The sequence below is a fragment of the Mycobacterium lehmannii genome (genome assembly GCF_002245535.1).
In the GTDB taxonomy this organism is placed as follows: Bacteria; Actinomycetota; Actinomycetes; order Mycobacteriales; family Mycobacteriaceae; genus Mycobacterium; species Mycobacterium lehmannii.
Map to the genome: position 1 here is coordinate 269,876 of NZ_NKCN01000001.1, position 21,940 is coordinate 291,815.

General features: G+C 67.0%; 25 protein-coding genes and 2 pseudogenes. 18 read left to right on the forward strand and 9 right to left on the reverse strand.

Going from position 1 to position 21,940, the window contains the following annotated elements; translation table 11 throughout:
• The first annotated feature begins 13 nt into the window (after positions 1 to 13).
• The gene (gene bla, locus CEX87_RS01345) at positions 14 to 910 is read left to right on the forward strand and encodes a class A beta-lactamase (RefSeq protein ID WP_064394487.1); all 897 of its coding nucleotides are present in this window, start codon (positions 14 to 16) and stop codon (positions 908 to 910) included.
• A gap of 217 nt (positions 911 to 1,127) precedes the next feature.
• On the opposite strand, the gene ald is transcribed toward bla, so the two are convergent.
• Positions 1,128 to 2,240 carry an alanine dehydrogenase gene (gene ald, locus CEX87_RS01350; RefSeq protein ID WP_094285676.1) on the reverse strand — a complete coding sequence of 371 codons (1,113 nt, stop codon included), beginning with the start codon at positions 2,238 to 2,240 and terminating at the stop codon, positions 1,128 to 1,130.
• Between the two features lie 89 nt (positions 2,241 to 2,329).
• On the opposite strand from ald, the gene aldR reads away from it, so the two are divergent.
• Positions 2,330 to 2,845: an HTH-type transcriptional regulator AldR gene (gene aldR / locus CEX87_RS01355; RefSeq protein WP_064394484.1), complete on the forward strand. Its 516-nt coding sequence runs from the start codon at positions 2,330 to 2,332 to the stop codon at positions 2,843 to 2,845.
• A 19-nt stretch (positions 2,846 to 2,864) separates the two neighbouring features.
• Here the strand turns inward: aldR and CEX87_RS01360 are convergent, their stop codons facing one another.
• Complete coding sequence (locus CEX87_RS01360) at positions 2,865 to 3,383, reverse strand: YflT domain-containing protein (RefSeq protein ID WP_233151215.1); 519 nt, start codon at positions 3,381 to 3,383, stop codon at positions 2,865 to 2,867.
• 92 nt (positions 3,384 to 3,475) lie between these two features.
• Between CEX87_RS01360 and dapB the strand changes: the two genes are divergently transcribed.
• Genes dapB through CEX87_RS01380 form a run of 4 tightly spaced genes read left to right on the forward strand, consistent with a single transcriptional unit; the run spans position 3,476 to position 5,593 of the window.
• Positions 3,476 to 4,210 carry a 4-hydroxy-tetrahydrodipicolinate reductase gene (gene dapB / locus CEX87_RS01365; protein ID WP_064394482.1) on the forward strand — a complete coding sequence of 245 codons (735 nt, stop codon included), beginning with the start codon at positions 3,476 to 3,478 and terminating at the stop codon, positions 4,208 to 4,210.
• Positions 4,210 to 4,677 (forward strand): hypothetical protein, encoded by a 468-nt coding sequence (locus tag CEX87_RS01370; protein ID WP_094285678.1) that lies wholly within the window; start codon positions 4,210 to 4,212, stop codon positions 4,675 to 4,677. Before dapB ends, CEX87_RS01370 begins: the two co-directional genes overlap by 1 nt.
• Positions 4,674 to 5,132, forward strand: a complete 459-nt coding sequence (locus tag CEX87_RS01375; protein WP_064394479.1) for a flavodoxin family protein — start codon at positions 4,674 to 4,676, stop codon at positions 5,130 to 5,132. The genes CEX87_RS01370 and CEX87_RS01375 overlap by 4 nt, the downstream gene beginning before the upstream one ends.
• Before the next feature lie 2 nt (positions 5,133 to 5,134).
• Positions 5,135 to 5,593, forward strand: a complete 459-nt coding sequence (locus CEX87_RS01380; protein ID WP_064394477.1) for a hypothetical protein — start codon at positions 5,135 to 5,137, stop codon at positions 5,591 to 5,593.
• Here the strand turns inward: CEX87_RS01380 and CEX87_RS01385 are convergent.
• Together CEX87_RS01385 and CEX87_RS01390 are read right to left on the reverse strand one after the other, a co-directional pair.
• Positions 5,587 to 6,510 (reverse strand): HpcH/HpaI aldolase/citrate lyase family protein, encoded by a 924-nt coding sequence (locus tag CEX87_RS01385; protein ID WP_064394475.1) that lies wholly within the window; start codon positions 6,508 to 6,510, stop codon positions 5,587 to 5,589. The two genes, CEX87_RS01380 and CEX87_RS01385, sit on opposite strands and share 7 nt — an antisense overlap.
• A gap of 57 nt (positions 6,511 to 6,567) precedes the next feature.
• A complete protein-coding gene (locus tag CEX87_RS01390) occupies positions 6,568 to 7,308 on the reverse strand; it encodes a dienelactone hydrolase family protein (RefSeq protein ID WP_064394473.1) in 741 nt (246 codons plus the stop codon).
• 43 nt (positions 7,309 to 7,351) lie between these two features.
• On the opposite strand from CEX87_RS01390, the gene CEX87_RS01395 reads away from it, so the two are divergent.
• Genes CEX87_RS01395 through CEX87_RS01405 form a run of 3 tightly spaced genes read left to right on the forward strand, consistent with a single transcriptional unit; the run spans position 7,352 to position 9,881 of the window.
• Positions 7,352 to 8,152, forward strand: a complete 801-nt coding sequence (locus tag CEX87_RS01395; RefSeq protein WP_064394592.1) for a thymidylate synthase — start codon at positions 7,352 to 7,354, stop codon at positions 8,150 to 8,152.
• Entirely contained in the window at positions 8,142 to 8,630 is a 489-nt protein-coding gene (locus CEX87_RS01400; RefSeq protein WP_064394471.1) for a dihydrofolate reductase, read from the forward strand. Before CEX87_RS01395 ends, CEX87_RS01400 begins: the two co-directional genes overlap by 11 nt.
• Before the next feature lie 33 nt (positions 8,631 to 8,663).
• The gene (locus tag CEX87_RS01405; RefSeq protein ID WP_064394468.1) at positions 8,664 to 9,881 is read left to right on the forward strand and encodes a winged helix-turn-helix domain-containing protein; all 1,218 of its coding nucleotides are present in this window, start codon (positions 8,664 to 8,666) and stop codon (positions 9,879 to 9,881) included.
• A gap of 29 nt (positions 9,882 to 9,910) precedes the next feature.
• On the opposite strand, the gene CEX87_RS01410 is transcribed toward CEX87_RS01405, so the two are convergent.
• Entirely contained in the window at positions 9,911 to 10,210 is a 300-nt protein-coding gene (locus tag CEX87_RS01410; protein ID WP_066841475.1) for a DUF4193 domain-containing protein, read from the reverse strand.
• Between the two features lie 227 nt (positions 10,211 to 10,437).
• Between CEX87_RS01410 and thyX the strand changes: the two genes are divergently transcribed.
• The 3 genes from thyX to CEX87_RS01425 are packed head-to-tail and all read left to right on the forward strand — an operon-like array spanning position 10,438 to position 13,808.
• Positions 10,438 to 11,202, forward strand: a complete 765-nt coding sequence (thyX, locus tag CEX87_RS01415; RefSeq protein WP_064394465.1) for an FAD-dependent thymidylate synthase — start codon at positions 10,438 to 10,440, stop codon at positions 11,200 to 11,202.
• Positions 11,203 to 11,226: 24 nt separating this feature from the next.
• Positions 11,227 to 12,129, forward strand: coding sequence for a 4-hydroxy-tetrahydrodipicolinate synthase (dapA, locus tag CEX87_RS01420; protein WP_064394463.1), 903 nt, complete (start codon positions 11,227 to 11,229; stop codon positions 12,127 to 12,129).
• The gene (locus CEX87_RS01425) at positions 12,129 to 13,808 is read left to right on the forward strand and encodes a ribonuclease J (protein WP_064394461.1); all 1,680 of its coding nucleotides are present in this window, start codon (positions 12,129 to 12,131) and stop codon (positions 13,806 to 13,808) included. The genes dapA and CEX87_RS01425 overlap by 1 nt, the downstream gene beginning before the upstream one ends.
• A gap of 214 nt (positions 13,809 to 14,022) precedes the next feature.
• On the opposite strand, the gene CEX87_RS01430 is transcribed toward CEX87_RS01425, so the two are convergent.
• The 3 genes from CEX87_RS01430 to CEX87_RS01440 all read right to left on the reverse strand — a co-directional run bounded on the left by CEX87_RS01430 (position 14,023) and on the right by CEX87_RS01440 (position 15,670).
• Complete coding sequence (locus CEX87_RS01430) at positions 14,023 to 14,835, reverse strand: mycofactocin-coupled SDR family oxidoreductase (RefSeq protein ID WP_094285680.1); 813 nt, start codon at positions 14,833 to 14,835, stop codon at positions 14,023 to 14,025.
• Entirely contained in the window at positions 14,835 to 15,149 is a 315-nt protein-coding gene (locus tag CEX87_RS01435; protein WP_064349694.1) for a putative quinol monooxygenase, read from the reverse strand. Before CEX87_RS01435 ends, CEX87_RS01430 begins: the two co-directional genes overlap by 1 nt.
• A 68-nt stretch (positions 15,150 to 15,217) precedes the next feature.
• Positions 15,218 to 15,670 (reverse strand): DUF2834 domain-containing protein, encoded by a 453-nt coding sequence (locus tag CEX87_RS01440; protein ID WP_094285682.1) that lies wholly within the window; start codon positions 15,668 to 15,670, stop codon positions 15,218 to 15,220.
• A 53-nt stretch (positions 15,671 to 15,723) separates the two neighbouring features.
• Here CEX87_RS01440 and CEX87_RS01445 point away from each other — a divergent pair.
• A pseudogene (locus CEX87_RS01445) lies at positions 15,724 to 18,242 on the forward strand (FtsK/SpoIIIE family DNA translocase).
• Positions 18,243 to 18,290: 48 nt separating this feature from the next.
• Here the strand turns inward: CEX87_RS01445 and CEX87_RS01450 are convergent.
• A complete protein-coding gene (locus CEX87_RS01450; RefSeq protein WP_198957133.1) occupies positions 18,291 to 18,800 on the reverse strand; it encodes an amino-acid N-acetyltransferase in 510 nt (169 codons plus the stop codon).
• Positions 18,801 to 18,841: 41 nt separating this feature from the next.
• On the opposite strand from CEX87_RS01450, the gene pgsA reads away from it, so the two are divergent.
• From pgsA to pspM, 5 genes and pseudogenes are all read left to right on the forward strand, one after another.
• A complete protein-coding gene (gene pgsA, locus CEX87_RS01455) occupies positions 18,842 to 19,438 on the forward strand; it encodes a CDP-diacylglycerol--glycerol-3-phosphate 3-phosphatidyltransferase (RefSeq protein ID WP_064416975.1) in 597 nt (198 codons plus the stop codon).
• Positions 19,416 to 19,709 (forward strand): annotated as a pseudogene (locus CEX87_RS01460) (CinA family protein). Before pgsA ends, CEX87_RS01460 begins: the two are co-directional and overlap by 23 nt.
• An 83-nt stretch (positions 19,710 to 19,792) precedes the next feature.
• Positions 19,793 to 20,113 (forward strand): transcriptional regulator ClgR, encoded by a 321-nt coding sequence (clgR, locus tag CEX87_RS01465; protein WP_064428471.1) that lies wholly within the window; start codon positions 19,793 to 19,795, stop codon positions 20,111 to 20,113.
• Positions 20,114 to 20,229: 116 nt separating this feature from the next.
• Positions 20,230 to 21,045 carry a phage shock protein PspA gene (gene pspA / locus CEX87_RS01470; RefSeq protein WP_064350964.1) on the forward strand — a complete coding sequence of 272 codons (816 nt, stop codon included), beginning with the start codon at positions 20,230 to 20,232 and terminating at the stop codon, positions 21,043 to 21,045.
• A 15-nt stretch (positions 21,046 to 21,060) separates the two neighbouring features.
• Positions 21,061 to 21,891, forward strand: a complete 831-nt coding sequence (gene pspM / locus CEX87_RS01475) for a phage shock envelope stress response protein PspM (RefSeq protein ID WP_094285686.1) — start codon at positions 21,061 to 21,063, stop codon at positions 21,889 to 21,891.
• Positions 21,892 to 21,940: the final 49 nt, after the last annotated feature.

The following is a 21,940-nucleotide window of genomic DNA, read 5'->3' on the forward strand; positions in this document are numbered from 1 at the left end:
ACGCTGGGAGCCCATGACTGGGTTGTCACGTCGTCACGTTCTGATCGGTGGATTGACACTCGCGGCGCTCGCCGCCTCTCCGCACAAGGCCGTCATGGCCGACCCCAACCGTCCCTTACCGCCGATCGAGGATCGGCTCGGCGAGATGGAGCGTCGCCAGAACGCGTTGATCGGAGTGTTCGCAACCAATCTCGGCACCGGGCACACCATCGCGCATCGCGCGCAGGACCCGTTCGCGATGTGTTCGACGTTCAAGACCTACGCCGCCGCGCGGGTGCTGCAGAAGGCCGAGCGCGGTGAGCTCGCGCTCACCGATCGCGTCACCATCGAGCCGGGCGATATCGTCCCCAACTCGCCGGTGACCGAGGCGCGCGTCGGGCAGACGATGACGTGGGCGGAGTTGTGTCAGGCCGCCCTGCAGCGAAGCGACAACGCCGCGGGCAACTGGCTGCTGCGGGTGATCGGTGGTCCGTCCGGCGTGACCGACTTCGCCCGCAGCATCGGCGACGAACGGTCCCGGCTCGACCGGTGGGAGATCGAGCTGAACGCGGCGGTCCCAGGAGATCCGCGCGACACCACCACACCCGAGGCCATCGGAACCGGTTACCGGGCGATACTCACCGGCAACGTGCTCGCCGACCCGCAGCGGCGGCAGCTCGAGGACTGGATGCGGGCCAATCAGACGTCGAGCGTGCGACCGGTGCTGCCGCCGGGCTGGGCGACGGCCGACAAGACCGGCAGCGGTGACTACGCGAGCACCAACGACGTCGGTATCGCGTTCGGCCCGGCCGGTGAGCGATTGCTGCTGGCAATCATGACCAGGACCGCGGCAAACGACCCCGACATCCCGAACGACCGGCAGCTGGTCGGTGAAGTGGCTTCTGTGCTGGTCGCCGGCCTGCTGGCCTGATATCCGATGAAGGCGCCAGCTTTGCCCGGTCACCCCTCGGGACCGGGTCAAGCTGGCTTGTCAGCGGCTGCCCCCCACGCTCTTCGCCCCCCCTGCACCGAGCGTCAGCCGCTGGACTAAACGGTATGGCATGGAGCGTGACGGAGGAATCGGGCGAATCCCTATCTTTTTGCACCGGCACGTTTAAGGGTGCCCGGCAAACACGCTGAGCGTGGACTCAGAGCAGCAACGACGGATCCGTGTACCGCAGGTCGAGGTCGGCGGCGACCTGTGCGGACAGCAGGGCGCCTTCGTGGGTGGACAGACCCCTCGCGAGGGAGGCATCGGCCCGGCACGCCGCCCGCCAGCCCGCCTCGGCCAGCTTGAGCACGTACGGCATGGTCGCGTTGGTCAGGGCGAAGGTCGAGCTGCGCGGCACCGCGCCGGGCATATTGGCGACGCAGTAGAAGAGCGTGTCGTGCACGGCATACGTCGGGTCGTCGTGCGTGGTCGGACGCGAATCTTCGAAGCACCCGCCCTGGTCGATGGCGATGTCGACCAGCACCGCGCCCGGTCTCATCTGGGCGACAGTCGAATTCGTCACCAATTTCGGCGCTTTGGCGCCCGGCACCAGGACCGCGCCGACGACGAGGTCGGCGTCCTTCACCGCATCCTCGAGATCCAGCGCCGAGGAGTAACGGGTTCCGATGCGCCCGCCGAACTCCGCATCGACGGCGCGCAGCTTGTCGAGGCTGACATCGAACACGGTGACGTGCGCGCCCATGCCCGCGGCCACCCGCGCGGCGTCACGGCCGGCGGTGCCGCCGCCGATCACGACGACGTCGGCGGGAGCCACGCCCGGAACGCCGCCCATCAAGACGCCGCGGCCTCCGTGGCTGCGCATCAAGTGGTAGGCCCCGACCTGGGCCGCCAACCGTCCGGCAACCTCGCTCATCGGGGCCAGCAACGGAAGGGCGCCGTCGGCGGTCTGGACGGTTTCGTAGGCGATCGACGTCGTCCCCGAAGCCATCAGCGCTTCAGTGCACGGCCGCGACGCCGCCAGGTGCAGATAGGTGAACAGCGTCTGGCCCCGACGCATCCGGTGGTATTCGGCTTCGATCGGCTCCTTGACCTTGAGCAGGAGCTCGGCCTCGGCCCACACCTGGTCGGCGCTGTCGATCAGCTGCGCGCCTGCGCGTTTGAAATCGGCGTCCGAGATCGCCGAACCGTCGCCGGCACCGGCCTGAAGGATCACCTCGTGGCCGCGGTGCACCAACTCGGCGACTCCGGCCGGGGTGATCGCGACCCGGTATTCGTTGTTCTTGATCTCGGTCAGAATACCGACGCGCATGACCGCTCCTCTATTGGATTCCGCCCCCAGTGTGAAGAAACTTCGATGGATCTGCAATTATCGCGTTTGAACTTCTGTAGAATTACTGTGTGAGCGAAACATCTTCATTTCCTCGGGCTTCAGGGGGCGTCGGCCCGAAGGATGTTCGCCCGGTTCCCCTCGACGACGTCGACCGCCGCATTCTCACCGCGCTGCACCGTGACGCGCGGATATCGAACAACGCACTGGCCGAGGCGGTCGGGATTGCGCCGTCGACATGCCACGGCCGGGTCCGCCGACTGCAGGAGTCGGGGGTGATCCGCGGTTTCTACACCGACATCGATCCGGCCGCGATCGGTCTGCCGCTTCAGGCGATGATCTCGGTGAGCCTGCAGTCCAGCGCTCGTGGCCGGATCCACAGCTTCATCCAGCAGATCCGGCGCAGGCCGCAGGTGATGGACGTGTACTTCCTCGCGGGCGCCGACGACTTCATCCTCCACGTCGCCGCGCGTGACACCGACGACTTACGGTCGTTCGTGGTGGAGAACCTCAACGCCGACGCCGACGTGGCCGGTACTCAAACGTCGCTGATCTTCGAACACCTGCGAGGGGCGTCGCCGCTCTAGCGACGGGAAGCATTGCTGCTCAGGCCATTTGGGTGTAACGCGCTGCGTCGGCGGCGTACTGCGGCGGCACGCACACCTCGTAGCGCCGGGCTTCGAGTGTCTCGACGCTGGAGAAGTCCCGTTCGCCTCTGGTCGTCACATGCGCGACGAACCCGAACACCGCGCCCCAGAATGCGCCGATCGTCAGCGCGATCAGCATGGTCACGATCCACACCGGGCCTACCGTGAAAATCGCGAACAGCAGCCCGATGAACAACCCGAACCAAGCGCCGCTCGCGGCGCCGGCGAACGCCGCCCGTCCCTTGGTCATCCGTCCGGTGATGCGTTCGACCGTGCGCAGATCATCGCCGATGATGCGCACGTGCTCGACGGGGAAGCCGCCGTCGGACATGCGGTCCACCAGCCGTTGCGCCTCGGGATAGTTGTCGAACGTCGCGATGACCTGGCGTGCGGGCCGCTGGTCGCCCAGCTGCTGCTCGGGCCGTCCACTCATATCCGTCACTTCGAACTCCATCTGCTGTCGTTCCGGTGTCCTCATGCATGGTTACCCGCTTTCAGGGGGCGCCGTCACCGAAAGCGGCGATCCGGTCGCGTCGATCAAGCTGGGCCCCGGGTGGATAAGGTGACGCCATGCGAGTCGGAGTGCTGGGAGCAAAGGGCAAGGTCGGCGCGACGATGGTCGAGGCCGTGCAAGCCGCCGAAGACCTGACCTTCACCGCGGGAGTCGACGCGGGCGATCCGTTGAGCCTGCTGACAGACAGCCAGACCGAGGTCGTCATCGACTTCACCCATCCCGACGTCGTGATGGACAACCTCGAGTTCCTCATCGGCAACGGGATACACGCCGTCGTCGGCACCACCGGGTTCACCGACGAGCGGTTGGACACCGTCCGGGAATGGCTGGACGCCAAACCCGATGCGGCGGTCCTGATCGCGCCGAACTTCGCGATCGGCGCGGTGTTGTCCATGCATTTCGCCCAGCAGGCCGCGCGGCACTTCGAATCGGTTGAAGTCATCGAACTGCACCATCCGCACAAGGCCGACGCCCCGTCCGGCACCGCGGCGCGCACCGCGCGACTCATCGCCGAGGCGCGAAAAGACATGCCGCCCAACCCCGATGCCACCAGTACCGGTCTTGACGGCGCGCGGGGTGCTGACGTCAACGGGGTTCCGGTTCATTCGGTGCGCCTGGCCGGGCTGGTCGCTCATCAGGAGGTGCTGTTCGGCACGCAGGGGGAGACGCTGACGATCCGGCACGACAGCCTGGACCGGACCTCCTTCGTGCCGGGAGTCCTGCTCGCGGTGCGGCGGGTGGCCGAACGGCCGGGGCTCACCGTGGGTATCGAGCCGCTCCTCGACCTCTGATGGCCGACGGCGGGCGCGTCCTGCGCATCCAACTGCTGATCGGCTTCATGTGTGTCGCGCTGGTCGTGTACTTCGTGCTGCTCGGCCGTTTGGCGATGGCATTTGTCACGACCGGGGAGCCCGCCGCCGTCGGGCTGGGCCTGGCGCTGATGGTGCTTCCGCTGATCGGGCTGTGGGCCATGCTCAGCACGCTGCGCGCCGGCCTGGCCCATCAGCGGCTTGCGCGGATCTGCCACGACGAGGGGATGGAACTCGACGTCAGCGCGCTGCCCCGGATGCCGTCCGGGCGAATCCAGCGCGACGCCGCCGACGCGTTGTTCGTCACCGTGCGTGCGGAACTGGACAACGACCCGCACAACTGGCGACGGTGGTATCGACTGGCGCGTGCCTACGACTACGCCGGTGACCGCAGCCGCGCGCGCGAAGCGATGAAGAGGGCTGTCGAGATGGAGGAGCGGGACCGATGAGTAAGACCCTGTTGGTCGTGCACCACACGCCGTCGCCCGGAACTCGCGAGCTGCTGGAGGCCGTTCTCGCCGGCGCCGGGGATCCCGACATCGAGGGCGTCGAGACCGTGGTCAGGCCCGCGCTGGCCGCCACCCTGCCCGACATGCTCGACGCAGACGGCTACCTGTTCGGAACCACGGCCAACTTCGGGTACATGAGCGGCGCGCTCAAGCACTTCTTCGACACCGTCTACTACCCGAGCCTCGACCACGTCGGCGGCCGGCCGTACGGCGTGTGGGTGCACGGCAACAACGACACCGTCGGCGCGGTCAACGCCGTGGACAAGCTCGCGACCGGGCTCGCCCTGACCAGAGCCGCCGATGCGCTGGAGGTCGTCGGCGGCGTCGACGCGGGCGTGCGCGAACGCGCCTACGAACTCGGTGGCACACTGGCCGCGACGCTGATGGAGGACTAGTCATGCCCGGAATCGCCGAACTCGCCTTGGGCGCAGCGCCACTCGCGGGCGGGGCACTGCTCGGGATCGCCGCGGGCAACCTCCGCGGACCTGACTTCCGCGGACTGATCGCCAAGGACATGGACCTGCTCGAGCGCATACCCGACGACCAACCCGAACTCAAGGCGCGGCTGAAAGCCAGCATCGACCATCGCATCGAAGACATGATCAGCGCCGCTGAGCGCAGCCGCGACCTGCGGCTGGCGGCGATGTCCTATCGCGGCAACTGGCGCGACGTCGTGGTGTTTCTCTGCGCGATCCTGTTCACCATCGTCTGGTGGAACGTCGACCACGACCGGACGAACTGGCTGCTGATGTTCATCGTGATGATCCTCGCGACGATTGTCGCCGGGATCTACGCGGCACGCGGTCTGCTGCGGTCGCTGCAAATGGTGCTGCGCGGACGTCGTAGACCTCAGTAGTGGTAGGTGTCCGACGGAGCCGGGATGTGCGCCGGATCGTCGACGTCGTCGAACTCCGACACCTCGATGCCGTACGCGCGGGCCAGATCGATGATCTTGTTCGCCCTGGCGATACGGGGTAGATCGGACCCGTTGCGGATCTCACCGCCGTCGCGTTCGAACTCGACGAAAAACTCCTTGGCCCAGGCGATTTCCTCGGGTGACGGGGAAAGCCCCTCGTTGACGGTGGTGCACTGCTCGGGTGTCAGGCAGATCTTGCCCGTCATACCGAATTCGACCGACACCGCCGTGGCCTCGCTGAGCTTGAGCGCACTCGAACCGACCGTCGGGCCGTCGATCGCGCTCGGGAGGTGGGCGGCCTTCGCCGCGATCGTGAACCGCGACCGCGCGTAAGCAAGGGTGGTCGGACTTTCGCCGAAGCCGGTGTCGCGCCGGAAGTCGCCGATGCCGAAGGCCAGCCGGAACGTGCCCTTCGCGGCGGCGATCGCGGTGATGCGTTCGAGCCCCCGGGCCGTTTCGACCAGCGCGACGATCGGCACCCCCGGTAGCCGATTGGCGGTTTCGGTGACGTGGTCGACGGATTCGACCATCGCCAGCATCACCCCACCGACCGACGTTTTCGCGAGCGCGTCGAGGTCGTCGGCCCACCACGGCGTTCCGAAGCCGTTGACGCGGACCCAGTCGGTGTTGCCCTCGGTCAGCCAGCGGATGACGTTGTCGCGGGCGACGGTCTTGTCCTTCGGCGCGACCGCGTCCTCGATGTCCAGCACGACGATGTCGGCTCGGGACCGCACGGCAGGGGCGAACCGGTCGTACTGTGCGCCGTTCACCAGCAGCCAACTGCGGGCCAGCACCGGGTCGATACGCGAGCCGACGTCGTCGTGGTCCGCGTGAGCGCCGTGATCCTGAACGTCCATCGGATTATCGTCGCGTATCGACCCGGCAGGCTGCGATCGGACCCGGTGGAACGCGCCTCAATTGGGCAGAGCGGATTCGAACAACTCCTGCAGGGCGATCCAGTGCCGTTGGGCGGCCTCTTCGTCGTACGGGGCGTTGTCGGGCACCGCGAAGCCGTGGCCGGCTGGATAGAACTCCACCGTATGGGCGACGTTCGCTGCGGTCAGAGCCTTGTCGAGGGTCTCGGCATGCGCGTTCGTGAAGCCCTGGTCGTTCTTTGCGCCTGCGACATAGACGGTGGCCTTCATCCGGTCGGCGAGCAGGTGCGGGCTGGTGGGTTCGTCGGTGACGAGACCGCTGGCGTGGAAGGATCCCGCCGCGGCGACCCGGTCGGGCACCCGCCCGGCGACGATGACCGAGGTGCGCCCGCCCATGCAGTAGCCGCAGACCCCGAACGCGTCGCCCTTGACCTCGGGCCGTGACTGCAGGAAGTCGAAGAACGCCGCGGCGTCGGAGGCCATCATGTCGGGGGTGATCGAGGAGATCATCCCGAACAGACGCTTGCGCTGCTTGGCGTCGGTGAACGCGGTCCGCATGTCGAACGGCTCCCAGTCGCCGTGACGGTAGTAGACGTCGGGGAGCAGCACCGCATGGCCGAAGCCGGCCAGCCGCGCCGCCATCTCCTGAAAGGTGTCGCGGACCCCGCCGGCGTCGACGTACATCACGACACCGGTCCACGGTCCGGGGCCGTTCGGGGTGTGCAGGGTCACGGGGCAGGTGCCGTCGGCAGTGGTGACGGTCGCGGAGATGCTGGGCATGGCCTCCGTTCTACCCGCCGGGTCGGGAAGTAAGCTGACCGACGTGCCGATCGCCACCCCGTACGAGGATCTTCTGCGGCTGGTGATGGAGCGCGGCATCCCGAAGTCCGACCGCACCGGCACCGGCACCCGCAGTGTGTTCGGCCACCAGATGCGCTACGACCTCGCGGCCGGCTTTCCGCTGATCACCACCAAGAAGGTGCACACCAAGTCGATCGTCTACGAGTTGCTGTGGTTCCTGCGCGGCGACTCGAACGTGCGCTGGTTGCAGGAGCGCGGCATCACCATCTGGGACGAATGGGCTTCTCCGACAGGGGATCTCGGTCCTGTGTACGGTGTGCAGTGGCGTTCGTGGCCGACGCCGTCGGGCGAGCACATCGACCAGATCAGCGCCGCGCTGGACCTGCTGGAGACCGATCCCGACTCGCGCCGCAACATCGTCTCGGCGTGGAACGTCGGGGAGATTCCGCAGATGGCGTTGCCGCCGTGCCACGCGTTCTTCCAGTTCTACGTCGCCGACGGCAAACTGTCGTGCCAGCTGTATCAGCGCAGCGCCGATCTGTTCCTCGGGGTGCCGTTCAACATCGCCAGCTACGCGCTGCTGACCCACATGATGGCAGCGCAGGCCCGACTGGAGGTCGGCGAGTTCATCTGGACCGGCGGGGACTGCCACATCTACGACAATCACGTCGAGCAGGTGCAGTTGCAGCTCAGCCGCGATCCCCGGCCGTACCCCGAACTCGTTCTTGCGCCGCGCGATTCGATCTTCGACTACACCTACGAAGACGTGGCCATCCTCAATTACGACCCGCATCCGGCGATCAAGGCGCCGGTTGCGGTCTAACGTCGGGCTCATCTGGGCACAGTCGAGCTCTGGAGTCATCGGTCGCAACGGCGGTATCCCGTGGCGCCTGCCCGAGGATCAGGCCCGCTTCAAGGAACTGACGATGGGCCACACCGTCGTGATGGGCCGGCGCACGTGGGAGTCGTTGCCGGCCAAGGTCCGGCCGCTGCCGGGACGCGACAACGTCGTGCTGACCCGCCGGCCCGACTACGCGGCCGAGGGCGCGCGGGTGGTGACTTCACTCGAGGACGCCCTGACCGGTGACCAGATCTGGGTGATCGGCGGCAACGAGGTATACGCGCTGGCGTTGCCGATCGCCACCCGCTGCGAGGTCACCGAGGTCGATCTCGACCTGCACCGCGAGGACGACGACGCGCTGGCGCCGGTGCTCGACGAGGACTGGGTCGGCGAGGCCGGCGACTGGCAGGTCAGCACCTCGGGTCTGCGGTACCGGTACTACACCTACCGGCGGCGCTGACGCGCTGTCAGTGGCGTCCGGCACGATGAAGACGTGCCGAGCAGACTCACGGCCGATCAGGCGCGGCGTGTCGCCGTCGCCGCGCAGGGCTTCGCCGAGCCGCGTCCGCGGGGCCCCGTTACCCGGGCGCATCTGCGCAGGCTGATCTCGCGGATCCAGGTGTTGCAGTTGGATTCGGTGTCGGTGTCGGTGCGCGCGCATTACGCGCCGGTGTTCAGCCGGCTCGGCCCCTACGACCGCGATGTGCTCGATCGGGCGGCGTGGAGTCATGCGGCGCGCGCTCCGCGGATGCTGGTCGAGTACTGGGCGCACGAGGCGGCGCTGATGGCCGTCGACGATTGGCCGCTTCTGCGCTGGCGGATGCGCGAGTACACGCACGGCCGGTGGGGCAAGGAGATCGTCAAGAAGAACGCCAAGCTGGTTGACGACGTAGTCAGCGCCGTGACGGCGTTGGGCCCGTCAACCGCAGGCGAGATCGAGGCGTATCTGGGCGCCGAACAACGCGGCCGGAAGGGTCCGTGGTGGGACCGCAGCGACACGAAGTGGGTGACCGAGGCGTTGTTCGCCTCGGGGGTGCTGACGACGGCCACCCGGGTCGGATTCGCGCGGCACTACGACCTGTCGGAGCGGGTGCTGCCGCCGGAGGTGTTCACCCGCGAGGTCGATGACGCGGACGCCGTCAGGGAGTTGGTGCTGAGGGCGTCGGGCGCTCTCGGTGTGGGCACCGAACAGGACATTCGCGACTATTTCCGGTTGTCGCCGGGGCAGGTGAAGCCTGCGATCGCGAAACTGGTCGCCGACGGCGAGCTGGAACCGGTGGAGGTCGACGGTTGGAAGGGGCCGGCGTATCTGCGGGCGGGACAGATCATTCCGCGACGCGACCGCGGAACGGCGCTGCTGTGCCCCTTCGACCCGCTGATCTTCTTCCGGCCGCGGGTGGAGCGCTTGTTCGGCGGCTTCAGGTACCGCATCGAGATCTACACCCCGGCGCCGAAGCGGCGGTACGGCTACTACGTGTGGCCGTTTCTGCTCGACGGTGAGCTGGTCGGACGGGTGGACTTGAAGGCCGATCGGGCCGCGGGCGTCCTGCACGTGGTGGGCGCGTTCGCGGAGGAGGGCGCAGAGCGGTCGCGGGTAGCTCCGGCGATGGCCGACGAACTGCGGACCATGGCGTCGTGGCTCGGATTGTCAGACGTCACGGTCGGCGCGAACGGGGACCTGGTCGACAACTTGCGCCGAGAGTCGGGTTGACACCACCCGACACCCGGCCGGAAACGAGCTCAGACGCAGTCCGCGCAGATCGTGCGGTCGCCGGATTGCAGTGCCAGCCGGCTGTGGTGCTGCACCAGGAAGCAACTCGAGCAGGTGAACTCGTCGGCCTGCTTCGGGATCACTCGGACCGTGAGCTCCTCACCGGACAGGTCCATATCGGGCAGGATGATCGGGTCGACCGCGTCGCCGTCATCGACGTCGAGAACTGCGATGTCGGCCTGGCCGCGGCGGGCGGCGATCGCCTCGAGTGACTCATCGACCGCTTCGTCGGTTTCCTTCACACGGGGTGCGTCGTAATCGGTGGCCATGGTCACCCTCCCTCTCTAGATCGGCGTCTGGGTAACACCGATTGAGAACGGATTTGTTCCCGGCCCGCGCGCGGTCGAAACCTGGATTCTTCGCTTGGTTCGCCGCCGAATGTGCGATCTGATCCGCTGCGACCGGCGAGTCGCGGATGAAACCGCACACCCGGCGGTCGGCTCGGCGCAGGCTCGGCGCTCACTGGCATCACCGACGACCCGCGTTAGGGTGAGCCGTGGCCGAGACCTCGCCGCTGCGCGTCCAGCTGATCGCCAAGACGGAGTTCACCGCGCCGCCGGAAGTGCCATGGGAAACCGACGCCGACGGCGGGCCCGCGCTCGTCGAATTCGCCGGCCGCGCGTGCTATCAGAGCTGGTCGAAGCCCAATCCGCGCACCGCCACCAACGCGGCCTACATTCGGCACATCATCGACGTCGGGCATTTCTCGGTGCTTGAGCACGCCTCGGTGTCCTTCTACATCACCGGCATCTCGCGGTCGTGCACACACGAGCTGATCCGTCACCGCCACTTCTCGTATTCGCAGCTCTCGCAGCGGTACGTACCCGAGCACGACGCGCAGGTGGTGGTGCCGCCTGGCATCGAGGACGACCCCGAGTTGACCGAGATGTTCGCCACCGCGGCCGACGCCAGCCGCGCCGCCTACACCGAGCTGCTCGAACGCCTGGAAGCGAAGTTCCGCGGCGATGAACCCGGGGAGAAGCTCGGTGTGCTGCGACGCAAGCAGGCGCGACAGGCTGCGCGCGCGGTGCTGCCCAACGCCACCGAGACCCGCATCGTCGTGACCGGGAACTACCGCGCGTGGCGGCATTTCATCGCGATGCGGGCCAGCGAGCACGCCGACGTGGAGATTCGTCGGCTGGCCATCGAGTGCCTGCGCCGACTGGTCGATGTCGCACCCCAGGTGTTCAGCGACTTCGAGATCTCCACGCTGTCCGACGGCACGGAGGTCGCCACATCGCCTCTGGCCACGGAAGCGTGACCATCAACGAGTAATCTGAGCCCCGTGAGCACCAGCGGAATCGATGTGAGGGCCCGGTTGGGCACCGTGCTGACCGCGATGGTGACTCCGTTCAAGCCCGACGGCATGCTCGACACCGAAGCCGCGGCCCAGCTGGCGACGCGACTCGTCGACGCCGGCTGTGACGGCCTGGTGCTGTCCGGGACCACCGGCGAGTCGCCGACCACGACCGACGCCGAGAAGATCGCGCTGCTGCGAGCGGTGCTCGACGCCGTGGGCGACCGGGCACGCATCATCGCCGGTGCGGGCACTTATGACACCGCGCACAGCGTGCATCTGGCCAAAGCGTGTGCGGCCGAGGGTGCGCACGGGCTGCTGGTGGTGACGCCGTACTACTCGCGCCCGCCGCAGGCTGGGCTGCTGGCTCACTTCACCGCGGTGGCCGACGCGACGCCGCTTCCGGTGGTGCTCTACGACATCCCGCCGCGGTCGGTGGTGCCGATCCAGTGGGAGACGCTGCGCATGCTTGCCGAGCACCCCAACATCGTGGCCGTCAAGGACGCCAAGGGCGATCTGCACGGCGGCGGGCAGATCATTGCCGAGACCGGCCTGGCGTACTACTCCGGAGACGACGCGCTCAACCTGCCCTGGTTGGCCATGGGCGCCGTCGGATTCGTCAGCGTCTGGGGCCACCTGGCCGCCAGCCAGCTGCGAGAAATGTTCTCGGCCTTCCAATCCGGCGATATCGCAACGGCCCGCAAGATCAACGTCACGCTGGGCCCGCTGGTCGACGCGCAGGCCCGGCTCGGTGGCGTGACGCTGTCGAAGGCCGGGCTGCGGCTCCAGGGCTTCGACGCCGGTGAGCCCAGGCTGCCGCAAGTACCGGCCACCCCTGCACAACTCGATGCGTTGGCCGCAGATATGCGGGCGGCCGCGGTGCTGCGGTAGTGAACGAAGAACTCAACCAACCGGGGCCACTGGCCCCAGGCGGACTTCGGGTCACTGCGCTGGGCGGGATCAGCGAAATCGGCCGCAACATGACCGTTTTCGAGCATCTGGGTCGGTTGCTGATCGTCGACTGCGGGGTCTTGTTCCCCACCCACGACGAGCCCGGGGTCGACCTGATTCTGCCCGACCTGCGCCTGATCGAGAACCGCCTCGACGAGGTGGAGGCGCTGGTGCTCACCCATGCGCACGAGGACCACATCGGCGCGATCCCGTTCCTGCTGAAGCTTCGCCGTGACATCCCGGTCGTGGGCTCGAAGTTCACGCTCGCCCTGGTGGCCGAGAAGTGCCGCGAACACCGGATCAAACCGGTCTTCGTCGAAGTCGACGAGGGCCAGAGTTCCAGACACGGCGTGTTCGAGTGCGAATACTTCGGGGTCAACCACTCGATCCCGGGCTGCCTGGCCATCGCGATCCACACCGGTGCGGGCACGGTGCTGCACACCGGCGACATCAAGCTCGATCAGTCCCCGCCCGACGGGAAACCCACCGACCTGCCCGGTATGTCGCGACTCGGCGATGCCGGGGTGGACCTGTTCCTCTGTGACTCCACCAACGCCGAGATTCCCGGGGTGGGGCCGTCGGAGAGCGAGATCGGCCCGAACATGCACCGGCTGATCCGCAGCGCGCAGGGGCGCGTCATCGTGGCCTGCTTCGCCTCCAATGTCGGTCGCGTGCAGCAGATCATCGACGCTTCGGTGGCGCTGGGCCGCAAGGTGGCGTTCGTCGGCCGGTCGATGGTCCGCAACATGGGGATCGCCAGGGAACTCGGATACCTCACGCTGGAAAACGATGACGACATCATCGACATCGGCGCCGCGGAGATGATGGCTCCTGAACGCGTCGTGCTCGTCACCACCGGAACGCAGGGGGAGCCGATGGCGGCGCTGTCGCGGATGTCGCGCGGTGAGCACCGCAGCATCACGTTGACTGCGGGCGACCTCATCATCATGTCGTCGTCGCAGATACCGGGCAACGAGGAGGCGATCTTCGGAGTGCTGGACGCGTTGGCGAAGATCGGCGCGCGCGTCGTCACGAACGCGCAAGTGCGCGTACATGTTTCCGGCCACGCCTACGCCGGTGAACTGCTATTTCTCTACAACGGAGTGCGCCCGCGCAACGTGATGCCCGTGCACGGCACCTGGCGGATGTTGCGGGCCAACGCCGGTCTGGCCGCCCGCACGGGGGTGCCCGAGGACAACATCGTGTTGGCCGAGAACGGTGTGAGCGTCGACCTGGTGGCCGGGCGGGCGTCGATCGCGGGCGCGGTGCCCACAGGCAAGATGTTCGTCGACGGGCTGGTCACCGGCGATGTGGGGGACGCCGTGGTCGGTCAACGGCTCACGCTCTCTTCAGGATTCATCGGCATCACGGTCGTCGTTCAGCGCGGGACCGGTAAGCCCGCGGCGGCGCCGCACCTGCACTCCCGCGGCTTCTCCGAGGACCCGAAGGCCCTCGAACCGGCCACCCGCAAAGTCGAAGAGGCACTCGAAGCGCTTGTGGCCGAACGGGTCACCGATATCAACCGCATCGCCCAGGCGTCGCGGCGCGCCGTCGGTAAATGGGTAGGGGAGGTCTACCGGCGCCAGCCGATGATCGTGCCGACGGTCATCGAGATCTGACTCGCAGGTTTGGCTAGGCCACGTCGCGGTGCCGATCACCGGTATGGCCAGCCTCGCCAGCCTCCGCTGGACGCAGTTGTGGGCTGCCCGCCTCTGAGCGAATTATTCGCTGCCCACGAATATTTCGCTCGCAGCTGGGCAGTCAGGGAGGCATCACCGACAGATAGAAGAGGCGGGCTGCAACTGCTGAGCCGAATTTCTCCCTCGCAAGAGTTCAGCGCTTGTTGACCGACCCAGCGTCGACGGGAAGCGCGACACCGGTGACGTAACGCGCGGCGTCGGAGACCAGCCACGCCACCGCGTTGGCGATGTCTTCGGGTTGCAACACCTGCACCGGAAGTGCGTTGCCCATGTCCTGCGGGCTCTTCTCCGCGATGCTGCCCAGCCACTGCCGCGTCGCTTCGTTGTTGATCATCGGGGTGTCCACGCCGGCAGGGTGCACCGAGTTGACCCGGATACTCTGCGGTGCAAGCAGATTGGCATACAGCCGCATCAACCCGACGATGCCGTGTTTGGCGGCGACGTAGCCGATGGCGCCGGGATCGTCGCTGCCCATGCCGACCAGGCCCACGACCGAACTGGTGAGCACGATCGAGCCGCCCTCGCCGGTGGCGATCAGCGCAGCCTTGGAGACCTCGACCGTGTGATGGACGCCGGTGAGGTTCACGTCGATCACATCGCGCCACCCGTCGGCGCCCGACTGCATCGGCGCGATACCGGCGTTGGCGACGACGATGTCGAGACGGCCGAACTCGTCGACGCCGGCATGCAACGCCGACGCCAGCGCATCCTGGTCGCGAACATCGGCCTGCCGCGCCACTATTCGCGCGCCCGTGTCCTCGACGAGCTTCACGGTCTCGGCCAGATCGTCGGCCGTCGCCAATGGGTAGGGCACCGAGGCGATCTGGTCACAGAGGTCGACGGCGATGATGTTGGCGCCGTCGGAGGCCAACTTCACCGCCTCCGCGCGGCCCTGCCCGCGCGCCGCACCCGTGATGAACGCGACTTTGCCTGCGAGCCCGGGCATCAGGACCGCAGCGCGCCCTTGCTCGGGTCGCCGGCGACAACCGGCTGCAGCATCTTGATGTCGGGCGCCCCGTCGAGGTGCTCACCGACCGCGCCGAACAGCTCGCCGATGGCCGGTGCGGTGCTGTGCGTCTTGAGGGCATCCTCGTCGGCCCACTGCTCGACGAACACGAAGGTGCCGTTGGCCTCGTGCAGCGCGTAGAGCTCGCAGCCGGGCTCCTGGTGCACCGCCTCGATGGCCTTCTTGCAGGCGTCCCGCACCGTGTCAACGGATTCGGGTTTGGCGGTCATGGTGGCGACAACGACGACAGGCATTTGCGGCTTGACTCCTCGGTGAGTGCTGCTGGACGAGTGAAAAGCCTACTCACCGACACCCGCGACGCTCAGACCACGTCGACCCAGATCGTGAAGGCCACCGTGAGGATCGCGATGACGACGAGACCGACGGCGTCCAATGCTCCGATCCGCGGGGCCTCGGTGCGGTGGATGCGCAACTCGCGCGCCAGGAGGAACAACGGGAACGTCACGCTGATCGCGATGACGAACGAGGCGATGACGTACACCCAGACGAATTGGATGCCGTGTTTGCGCGCCTCGAACACCATGAAGATGATCGCGGCGAGCCCGAACAGGGTGATGTCCGCGGTGATGGAACGCGACGCCGGGTTGACCTTGGTTTCTTCCCAGAACACGCGGAGCATGTCCGCCCCGCGGTCGAGGTAGGCCAGGTTCTGGCTCCACGTGGCGATCAGCGCGACGAGCGCGATGACGCCATAGGCGGCGCACAGCGCTTTGGTGGTGGTCGGCAGGCTCGCCGACGTGTTGGTTTCGGTCATTTCCGCACGGTAAGTCGCGAAACCGCATCAATTGATACGTATCTGTTACCCGTGTGGCAGATGGTGATTATGGGGCTGGAGCGACTAGGCTTACAGGATGCCTAGTAAGACCGCCGCGCGCTCTGGAAGTCGTTCCACCAGATCAAAACAGGGCGCGCGATCGGGTGGCCGGGCGGCGCCGCGAGGTAAGCCGGCGCCGCGCAAGACCACGTCACCACGCCGGACGTCGTCACCCATCTCGTCGGCCGGTGCCTCGGTGGGCCGCGGTGTGCGGGCGGGTTGGCTGATGGTGGCCAAAGGCGCGGGCACCACCGCGCGTTCGGTCGGGCGGGCCCGCGACCTCGAACCCGGTCATCGCCGCGACGGCATCGCGTTGGCGCTTCTCGGCTTGGCGGTGATCATCGCGGCGAGTTCGTGGTTCGGCGCCGCCGGTCCGGTGGGGGACTGGCTCGACACGTTCTGGCGGACGCTGATCGGCGCGGCCGTCGTACTCGTTCCCATCGCCCTGGCCGCCGTCGGTGTGACGCTGATGCGCACTGAACCGGATCCGGACGCCAGGCCGAGGCTGATTCTAGGTTCGGCGATGATCGCGCTGCCCGCGCTCGGGTTGTGGCATCTGTGGGCCGGTTCGCCGCAGGATCCGGCGGCACGTCGGCACGCCTCGGGCTTCTTCGGGTTCGCGATCGGCGGTCCGCTCTCCGACGGGCTAACTGCCTGGATCGCCGCCCCGCTGTTGTTCATCGGTGTGTTGTTCGGCGTATTACTGGTGACCGGCACGACGATTCGCGAAGTGCCCTCGACCGTGCGCTCCATGTTCTCCGCCCGCGGTTACGACGAATACGATTACGACGAGTACGACGACGAGGACACCGCCGTCATATCCGAGTCCGACGATTTCTCCGACGGCTACTACGACGACCCTGTGGGGTACGGCGGCGATGCCGAACAGGCCTGGCCGACCGGCACGCCGATGGAGAACTACCCGCTCTCCGACGAAGCGCCGACGATTCCCGAACCGACCGCCAAGACGCGCAAGAAGAAGCAAAAGCAGTCGACGATGACGCTGGACCGCGTGGTCGACGGCCCGTACGCGCTACCGTCGCTCGAGCTTCTGATCGCCGGCGATCCTCCGAAACGGCGCAGCGCGGGCAACGATCGAATGATCGAGGCGATCACCGAGGTGCTCGACCAGTTCAAGGTCAACGCATCGGTCACCGGATGCACTCGGGGCCCGACCGTCACCCGGTACGAGGTTGAACTCGGCCCGGGCGTCAAGGTCGAGAAGATCACTGCGCTGCAACGCAATATCGCCTATGCGGTCGCGACCGAGAGTGTCCGGATGCTGGCGCCGATCCCGGGCAAGAGTGCGGTCGGTATCGAGGTTCCCAACATGGACCGCGAGATGGTCCGCCTGGCTGACGTGCTCACCGATCCGAGTACCCGTGGTGACCACCACCCGCTCGTCATCGGTTTAGGCAAAGACATTGAGGGCGAGTACATCTCGGCGAACCTCGCCAAGATGCCGCATCTGCTGGTCGCCGGCTCGACCGGTTCGGGCAAGTCGAGCTTCGTGAACTCGATGCTGGTGTCGCTGTTGGTGCGGGCCACGCCGGAAGAGGTCAGGATGATCCTGATCGACCCGAAGATGGTGGAACTCACGCCCTACGAAGGTATTCCGCATCTCATCACGCCGATCATCACCCAGCCGAAGAAGGCCGCCGCCGCGCTGGCGTGGCTGGTGGAGGAGATGGAGCAGCGCTATCAAGACATGCAGGCCTCGCGCGTGCGCCATATCGACGACTTCAACAAGAAGGTGCGCTCCGGCGAGATCACCACACCCCTGGGCAGTCAGCGTGAGTACAAGCCCTACCCGTACATCGTCGCGATCGTCGACGAGTTGGCCGACCTCATGATGACCGCCCCGCGCGATGTCGAGGATGCGATCGTGCGCATCACCCAGAAGGCCCGCGCGGCAGGCATTCACCTGGTGCTGGCCACGCAGCGACCGTCGGTGGACGTCGTCACCGGCCTGATCAAGACCAACGTGCCGTCACGCTTGGCGTTCGCCACGTCGTCGTTGACCGACAGCCGCGTCATCCTCGACCAGCAGGGCGCCGAGAAGCTGATCGGCATGGGCGACGGGCTGTTCCTGCCGATGGGGGCCAATAAGCCGATCCGTCTGCAGGGCGCATTCATCACCGACGACGAGATCCACGCCGTCGTGGAAGCGACCAAGTCGCAGGCCGAACCGGAGTACACCGAGGGCGTCACCAACGCCAAGACAAACAGCGAGCGCACCGACGTCGACCCCGACATCGGCGACGACATGGACGTCTTCCTGCAGGCGGTCGAGTTGGTGGTGTCGAGCCAGTTCGGGTCGACGTCGATGTTGCAGCGCAAACTGCGCGTCGGTTTCGCCAAGGCGGGCCGGTTGATGGATTTGATGGAGACCCGCAACATCGTCGGGCCGAGCGAGGGTTCCAAGGCCCGTGAGGTTCTCGTCAAACCCGACGAACTGGCCGCGACGCTGGCGTCGATCCGCGGCGCCGACACCCCAGAGGACGACGAGTGATTCGTGCACCGCTAGGAGCGCTCAGCGCAACAATGTGTGCACAAATCACTAGAGGGTCAATAGCATTCGGGTGTTGCCGAGGATGTTCGGCTTGACGTAGGACAGGTCGAGGAACTCGGCGACGCCGGTGTCGTACGAGCGGCACATCTCCTCGAAGACCTCCGCGGTGACGGGTGTTCCGTCGATCTCCCGAAACCCGTGCTTGCTGAAGAACTCGACTTCGAAGGTGAGCACGAAGATCCGCTCGAGGCGCAACTCGCGCGCGACGTCGAGCAGTTTGTCGACGATCGCGTGCCCGACGCCCTGGCCTCTGACCTTGGGATGCACGGCCACGGTGCGCACCTCGCCGAGGTCGGACCACAACACGTGTAGCGCGCCGCAGCCGAGCAGTTCGCCGCCCAGTTCGGCGACCCAGAACTCCTGAACTGCCTCATAGAGCGTCACCAGGTTCTTCTCCAGCAGGATCTTGCCGGAGTAGATGTCGACCAAGGTTTTGATGGCGGGGACATCTGAAGTTCGCGCACGCCGCACGACGACCTCGCCGGATTCTGCGCTCACAGGTGGAGAGTATCGGTTCGGGCAACCGATATTCTGTTGCGGTGTCGGGCCAACCCCATACTGATCCGCTGGTTCCGCGCGCCCGTATAGCGAACATCGCGAATGTGCTCACCGGCGTGCGGATGGCGTTGGTTCCGGTTTTCCTAGTGGTGCTGTTCGTCGGCGACGGGCATGAAACATTCTGGCGGATAGCCGCATTCGTCGTGTTCACCGTCGCGGTGATCACCGACCGGTTCGACGGGGCACTGGCGCGCAACTACGGCATGGTGACCGAGTTCGGCACACTGGCCGACCCCATCGCGGACAAAGCCCTCATCGGCGCGGCGCTGATCGGGCTTTCGCTACTGGGCGACCTGCCGTGGTGGATCACGGTGGTGATCCTGACCCGGGAGATCGGCATCACGGTGTTGCGGTTCGCGGTGTTGCGTCACGGCGTGATCCCGGCCAGCCGCGGCGGCAAGCTCAAGACGCTCGTACAAGGGGTGGCGATCGGGTTGTTCGTGCTGCCGTTGTCGGGTGCGTGGCTGGCCGCGGCCTGGGTGGTTATGTGCGCGGCGGTCATCCTGACGGTCGTCACAGGGGTCGATTACGTCGTGACGGCCGTCAAGGACTCCCGTGGACGACCCGCTGGTCAGTGACGACGCCCGCGCGCTTGTCGCCGACCTCACTGTGCGCGGGCAACGGTCGCGACCGCCGAATCGCTGACCGCGGGTTTGCGGGCGGCCACACTGGCCGGCGTGCCGGGGCGAGCGCGGTGTTACGCGGCGGCCACGGTGTTCCTCGGCATCGCCGGGCCGGTCGGGACCGACGTCGTCGAGTTGCGGCTGAACGGATCACGCTGGGAGATCCGGCCTCGCCGCGGTCCGGGAGGCCGTCGTGCGCCTGCGGTCGGCCCTCACTCGACAGTGATCTGCGCCATCCGGGAACCAACAGGCCCACGCTCAGCGTTGCCCTATTGGATCCCCAGACACTGACTCCGAAGGGAGAGCACGATGACGGCATTGCTGCGCGAGGTGATCGGCGACGTGCTGCGTCGTGCCCGCGTCGACCAGGGACGCACCCTGCGCGAAGTGTCCGACACCGCCCGGGTCAGTCTGGGCTACCTCTCCGAGGTCGAACGTGGCCGCAAGGAAGCCTCGAGCGAATTGCTCAGCGCGATCTGCGGTGCCCTCGACGTTCCGCTGTCTCAGGTGCTCTTTGACGCCGGTCAGCAGATGGAGCGTGAGGAGAGCGCCGCCTTCGCCGGTGCCGCCAACATCGACGCCACCACCAAGGTGGTCATCCCGCAGGTCGTGTCGATGGCGGTCGCCTGACGCGCTGAGCCGACCACTACCGACTGTGGTGATACGCGCTGACCCGATAGATTGGGCAGCACGGGAAGCCGGGCCGGCGAGTCCGACACAACGACACGAAGGCGGAGTGAACTGACATGGCCAATCCGTTCGTCAAGGCGTGGAAGTACCTCATGGCGCTGTTCAGCTCCAAGGTGGACGAATACGCCGACCCGAAAGTGCAGATTCAGCAGGCCATCGAGGAAGCCCAGCGCCAGCACCAGGCCCTGACCCAGCAGGCCGCCCAGGTGATCGGCAACCAGCGCCAGCTGGAGATGCGTCTGAACCGCCAGCTCGCCGACATCGAGAAGTTGCAGGTCAACGTGCGGCAGGCGTTGACGCTGGCCGATCAGGCCGTCGCCAACGGCGACGCCGCCAAGGCCACCGAGTACAATAACGCCGCCGAAGCGTTCGCCGCGCAGTTGGTTACCGCCGAGCAGAGCGTCGAGGATCTCAAGACCCTGCACGACCAGGCGCTCAACGCGGCCGGCCAGGCCAAGAAGGCCGTCGAGCAGAACGCGATGATGCTGCAGCAGAAAATCGCCGAACGCACCAAGCTGCTGTCCCAGCTCGAGCAGGCCAAGATGCAGGAGCAGGTCAGCTCGTCGCTGCGCTCGATGAGCGAGTTGGCCGCCCCGGGCACCACGCCCAGCCTCGACGAGGTGCGCCAGAAGATCGAGCGCCGGTATGCCAACGCCATGGGCGAGGCCGAGTTGGCCCAGAACTCGGTGCAGGGCCGGATGTTGGAGGTCCAGCAGGCCAGCGTGCAGATGGCCGGGCATTCCCGGCTGGAGCAGATCCGCGCCTCGATGCGCGGTGAGCAGTTGCCCGCGGGCGGCAACGCCGCTCCGCAACCCGCGACCCCGGCGACCAATCCGCAGCAGGCGACACCGGAAAATCCGCTGTCTCAATAGTTCGTGAGGACACCAGTGAGTTCGCAGAGGAGTCGACCCGAGCCGTTGCGCTCGCTGGTGCAACGGGGTGTCCAGAACGGCATCGACACTGCCGCCGAGTGGTCCGATGTCCTGGCCGACAAGCTGAACGCCGCCGCCGACCCGCGCGCCAAGCTGCTCCGCAAGCGGCGCTGGGCGCTGCGGCTCACCGTGTTCTTCACGATTTCCTGTGTGTTCTGGATCGGCGTGACCGGCGTGGTGGCCGCCTGGGATGTTCCCGCATGGGCGCTGCTCATCCCGTCGCCGATCGCCGTCGGAGCTGCTTTCTTGGCCACGTTGACGTTCTTGCGGTACCGCTGGCTGCGCCGCGAGCCGCTGCCGCCTCCGCGGTCCCGCGCCACCCGCAGGCTTCCACCGTGGGGATCGGCAGCCCGCCAGCCGATGGCGGCGTTGGCCACCTCCGAGCGTGGATTCTTCTCCCTGCTCGGGGTCCTGGAGCGGGGGCGGATGCTGCCTCCGGACGAACTCCGCGAGCTGGCCGCCGCGGCGAACCAGACGGCGACGACCATGGCAGCCACCGCGAACGAAGTGATGTCGATGGAGCGGGCGGTCCGCGCGACGCCGCAGTCGCGCGCCCACCTGGTGCCCACCATCCAGGCGTTCACGGCGCAACTGGATCACGGGGCACGGCAGTACGGCGAAATGGTCAACGCCGCAGCACAGCTGGTGTCGGCGGCGAACGCCGGTCCGACATCCACCTCACCGATGTGGCAACAGCGTTACCGCGACGAGCTGTCCAATGCCACCGATCGGCTGGTCGGCTGGGCCGAGGCGTTCAACGAACTCGGCCACGTCCGCGGGGCCTAGTCGGACGACGATCAAGCGGTGAGGCACGAGCCGCGTTGTGGGGCCCCAC

Bases quoted from the DNA above. Each gene is read 5' to 3' on its own strand.
- dapB (WP_064394482.1), top strand. From the start codon at position 3,476: ATGCGAGTCGGAGTGCTGGGAGCAAAGGGCAAGGTCGGCGCGACGATG.
- clgR (WP_064428471.1), top strand. From the start codon at position 19,793: ATGACGGCATTGCTGCGCGAGGTGATCGGCGACGTGCTGCGTCGTGCC.
- CEX87_RS01360 (WP_233151215.1), bottom strand. From the start codon at position 3,383: ATGAGGACACCGGAACGACAGCAGATGGAGTTCGAAGTGACGGATATG.
- CEX87_RS01370 (WP_094285678.1), top strand. From the start codon at position 4,210: ATGGCCGACGGCGGGCGCGTCCTGCGCATCCAACTGCTGATCGGCTTC.
- pspA (WP_064350964.1), top strand. From the start codon at position 20,230: ATGGCCAATCCGTTCGTCAAGGCGTGGAAGTACCTCATGGCGCTGTTC.
- CEX87_RS01440 (WP_094285682.1), bottom strand. From the start codon at position 15,670: ATGACCGAAACCAACACGTCGGCGAGCCTGCCGACCACCACCAAAGCG.
- CEX87_RS01390 (WP_064394473.1), bottom strand. From the start codon at position 7,308: ATGCCCAGCATCTCCGCGACCGTCACCACTGCCGACGGCACCTGCCCC.
- CEX87_RS01375 (WP_064394479.1), top strand. From the start codon at position 4,674: ATGAGTAAGACCCTGTTGGTCGTGCACCACACGCCGTCGCCCGGAACT.
- CEX87_RS01380 (WP_064394477.1), top strand. From the start codon at position 5,135: ATGCCCGGAATCGCCGAACTCGCCTTGGGCGCAGCGCCACTCGCGGGC.
- CEX87_RS01430 (WP_094285680.1), bottom strand. From the start codon at position 14,835: ATGCCCGGGCTCGCAGGCAAAGTCGCGTTCATCACGGGTGCGGCGCGC.
- CEX87_RS01385 (WP_064394475.1), bottom strand. From the start codon at position 6,510: ATGGACGTTCAGGATCACGGCGCTCACGCGGACCACGACGACGTCGGC.
- CEX87_RS01435 (WP_064349694.1), bottom strand. From the start codon at position 15,149: ATGCCTGTCGTCGTTGTCGCCACCATGACCGCCAAACCCGAATCCGTT.
- ald (WP_094285676.1), bottom strand. From the start codon at position 2,240: ATGCGCGTCGGTATTCTGACCGAGATCAAGAACAACGAATACCGGGTC.
- CEX87_RS01410 (WP_066841475.1), bottom strand. From the start codon at position 10,210: ATGGCCACCGATTACGACGCACCCCGTGTGAAGGAAACCGACGAAGCG.
- bla (WP_064394487.1), top strand. From the start codon at position 14: ATGACTGGGTTGTCACGTCGTCACGTTCTGATCGGTGGATTGACACTC.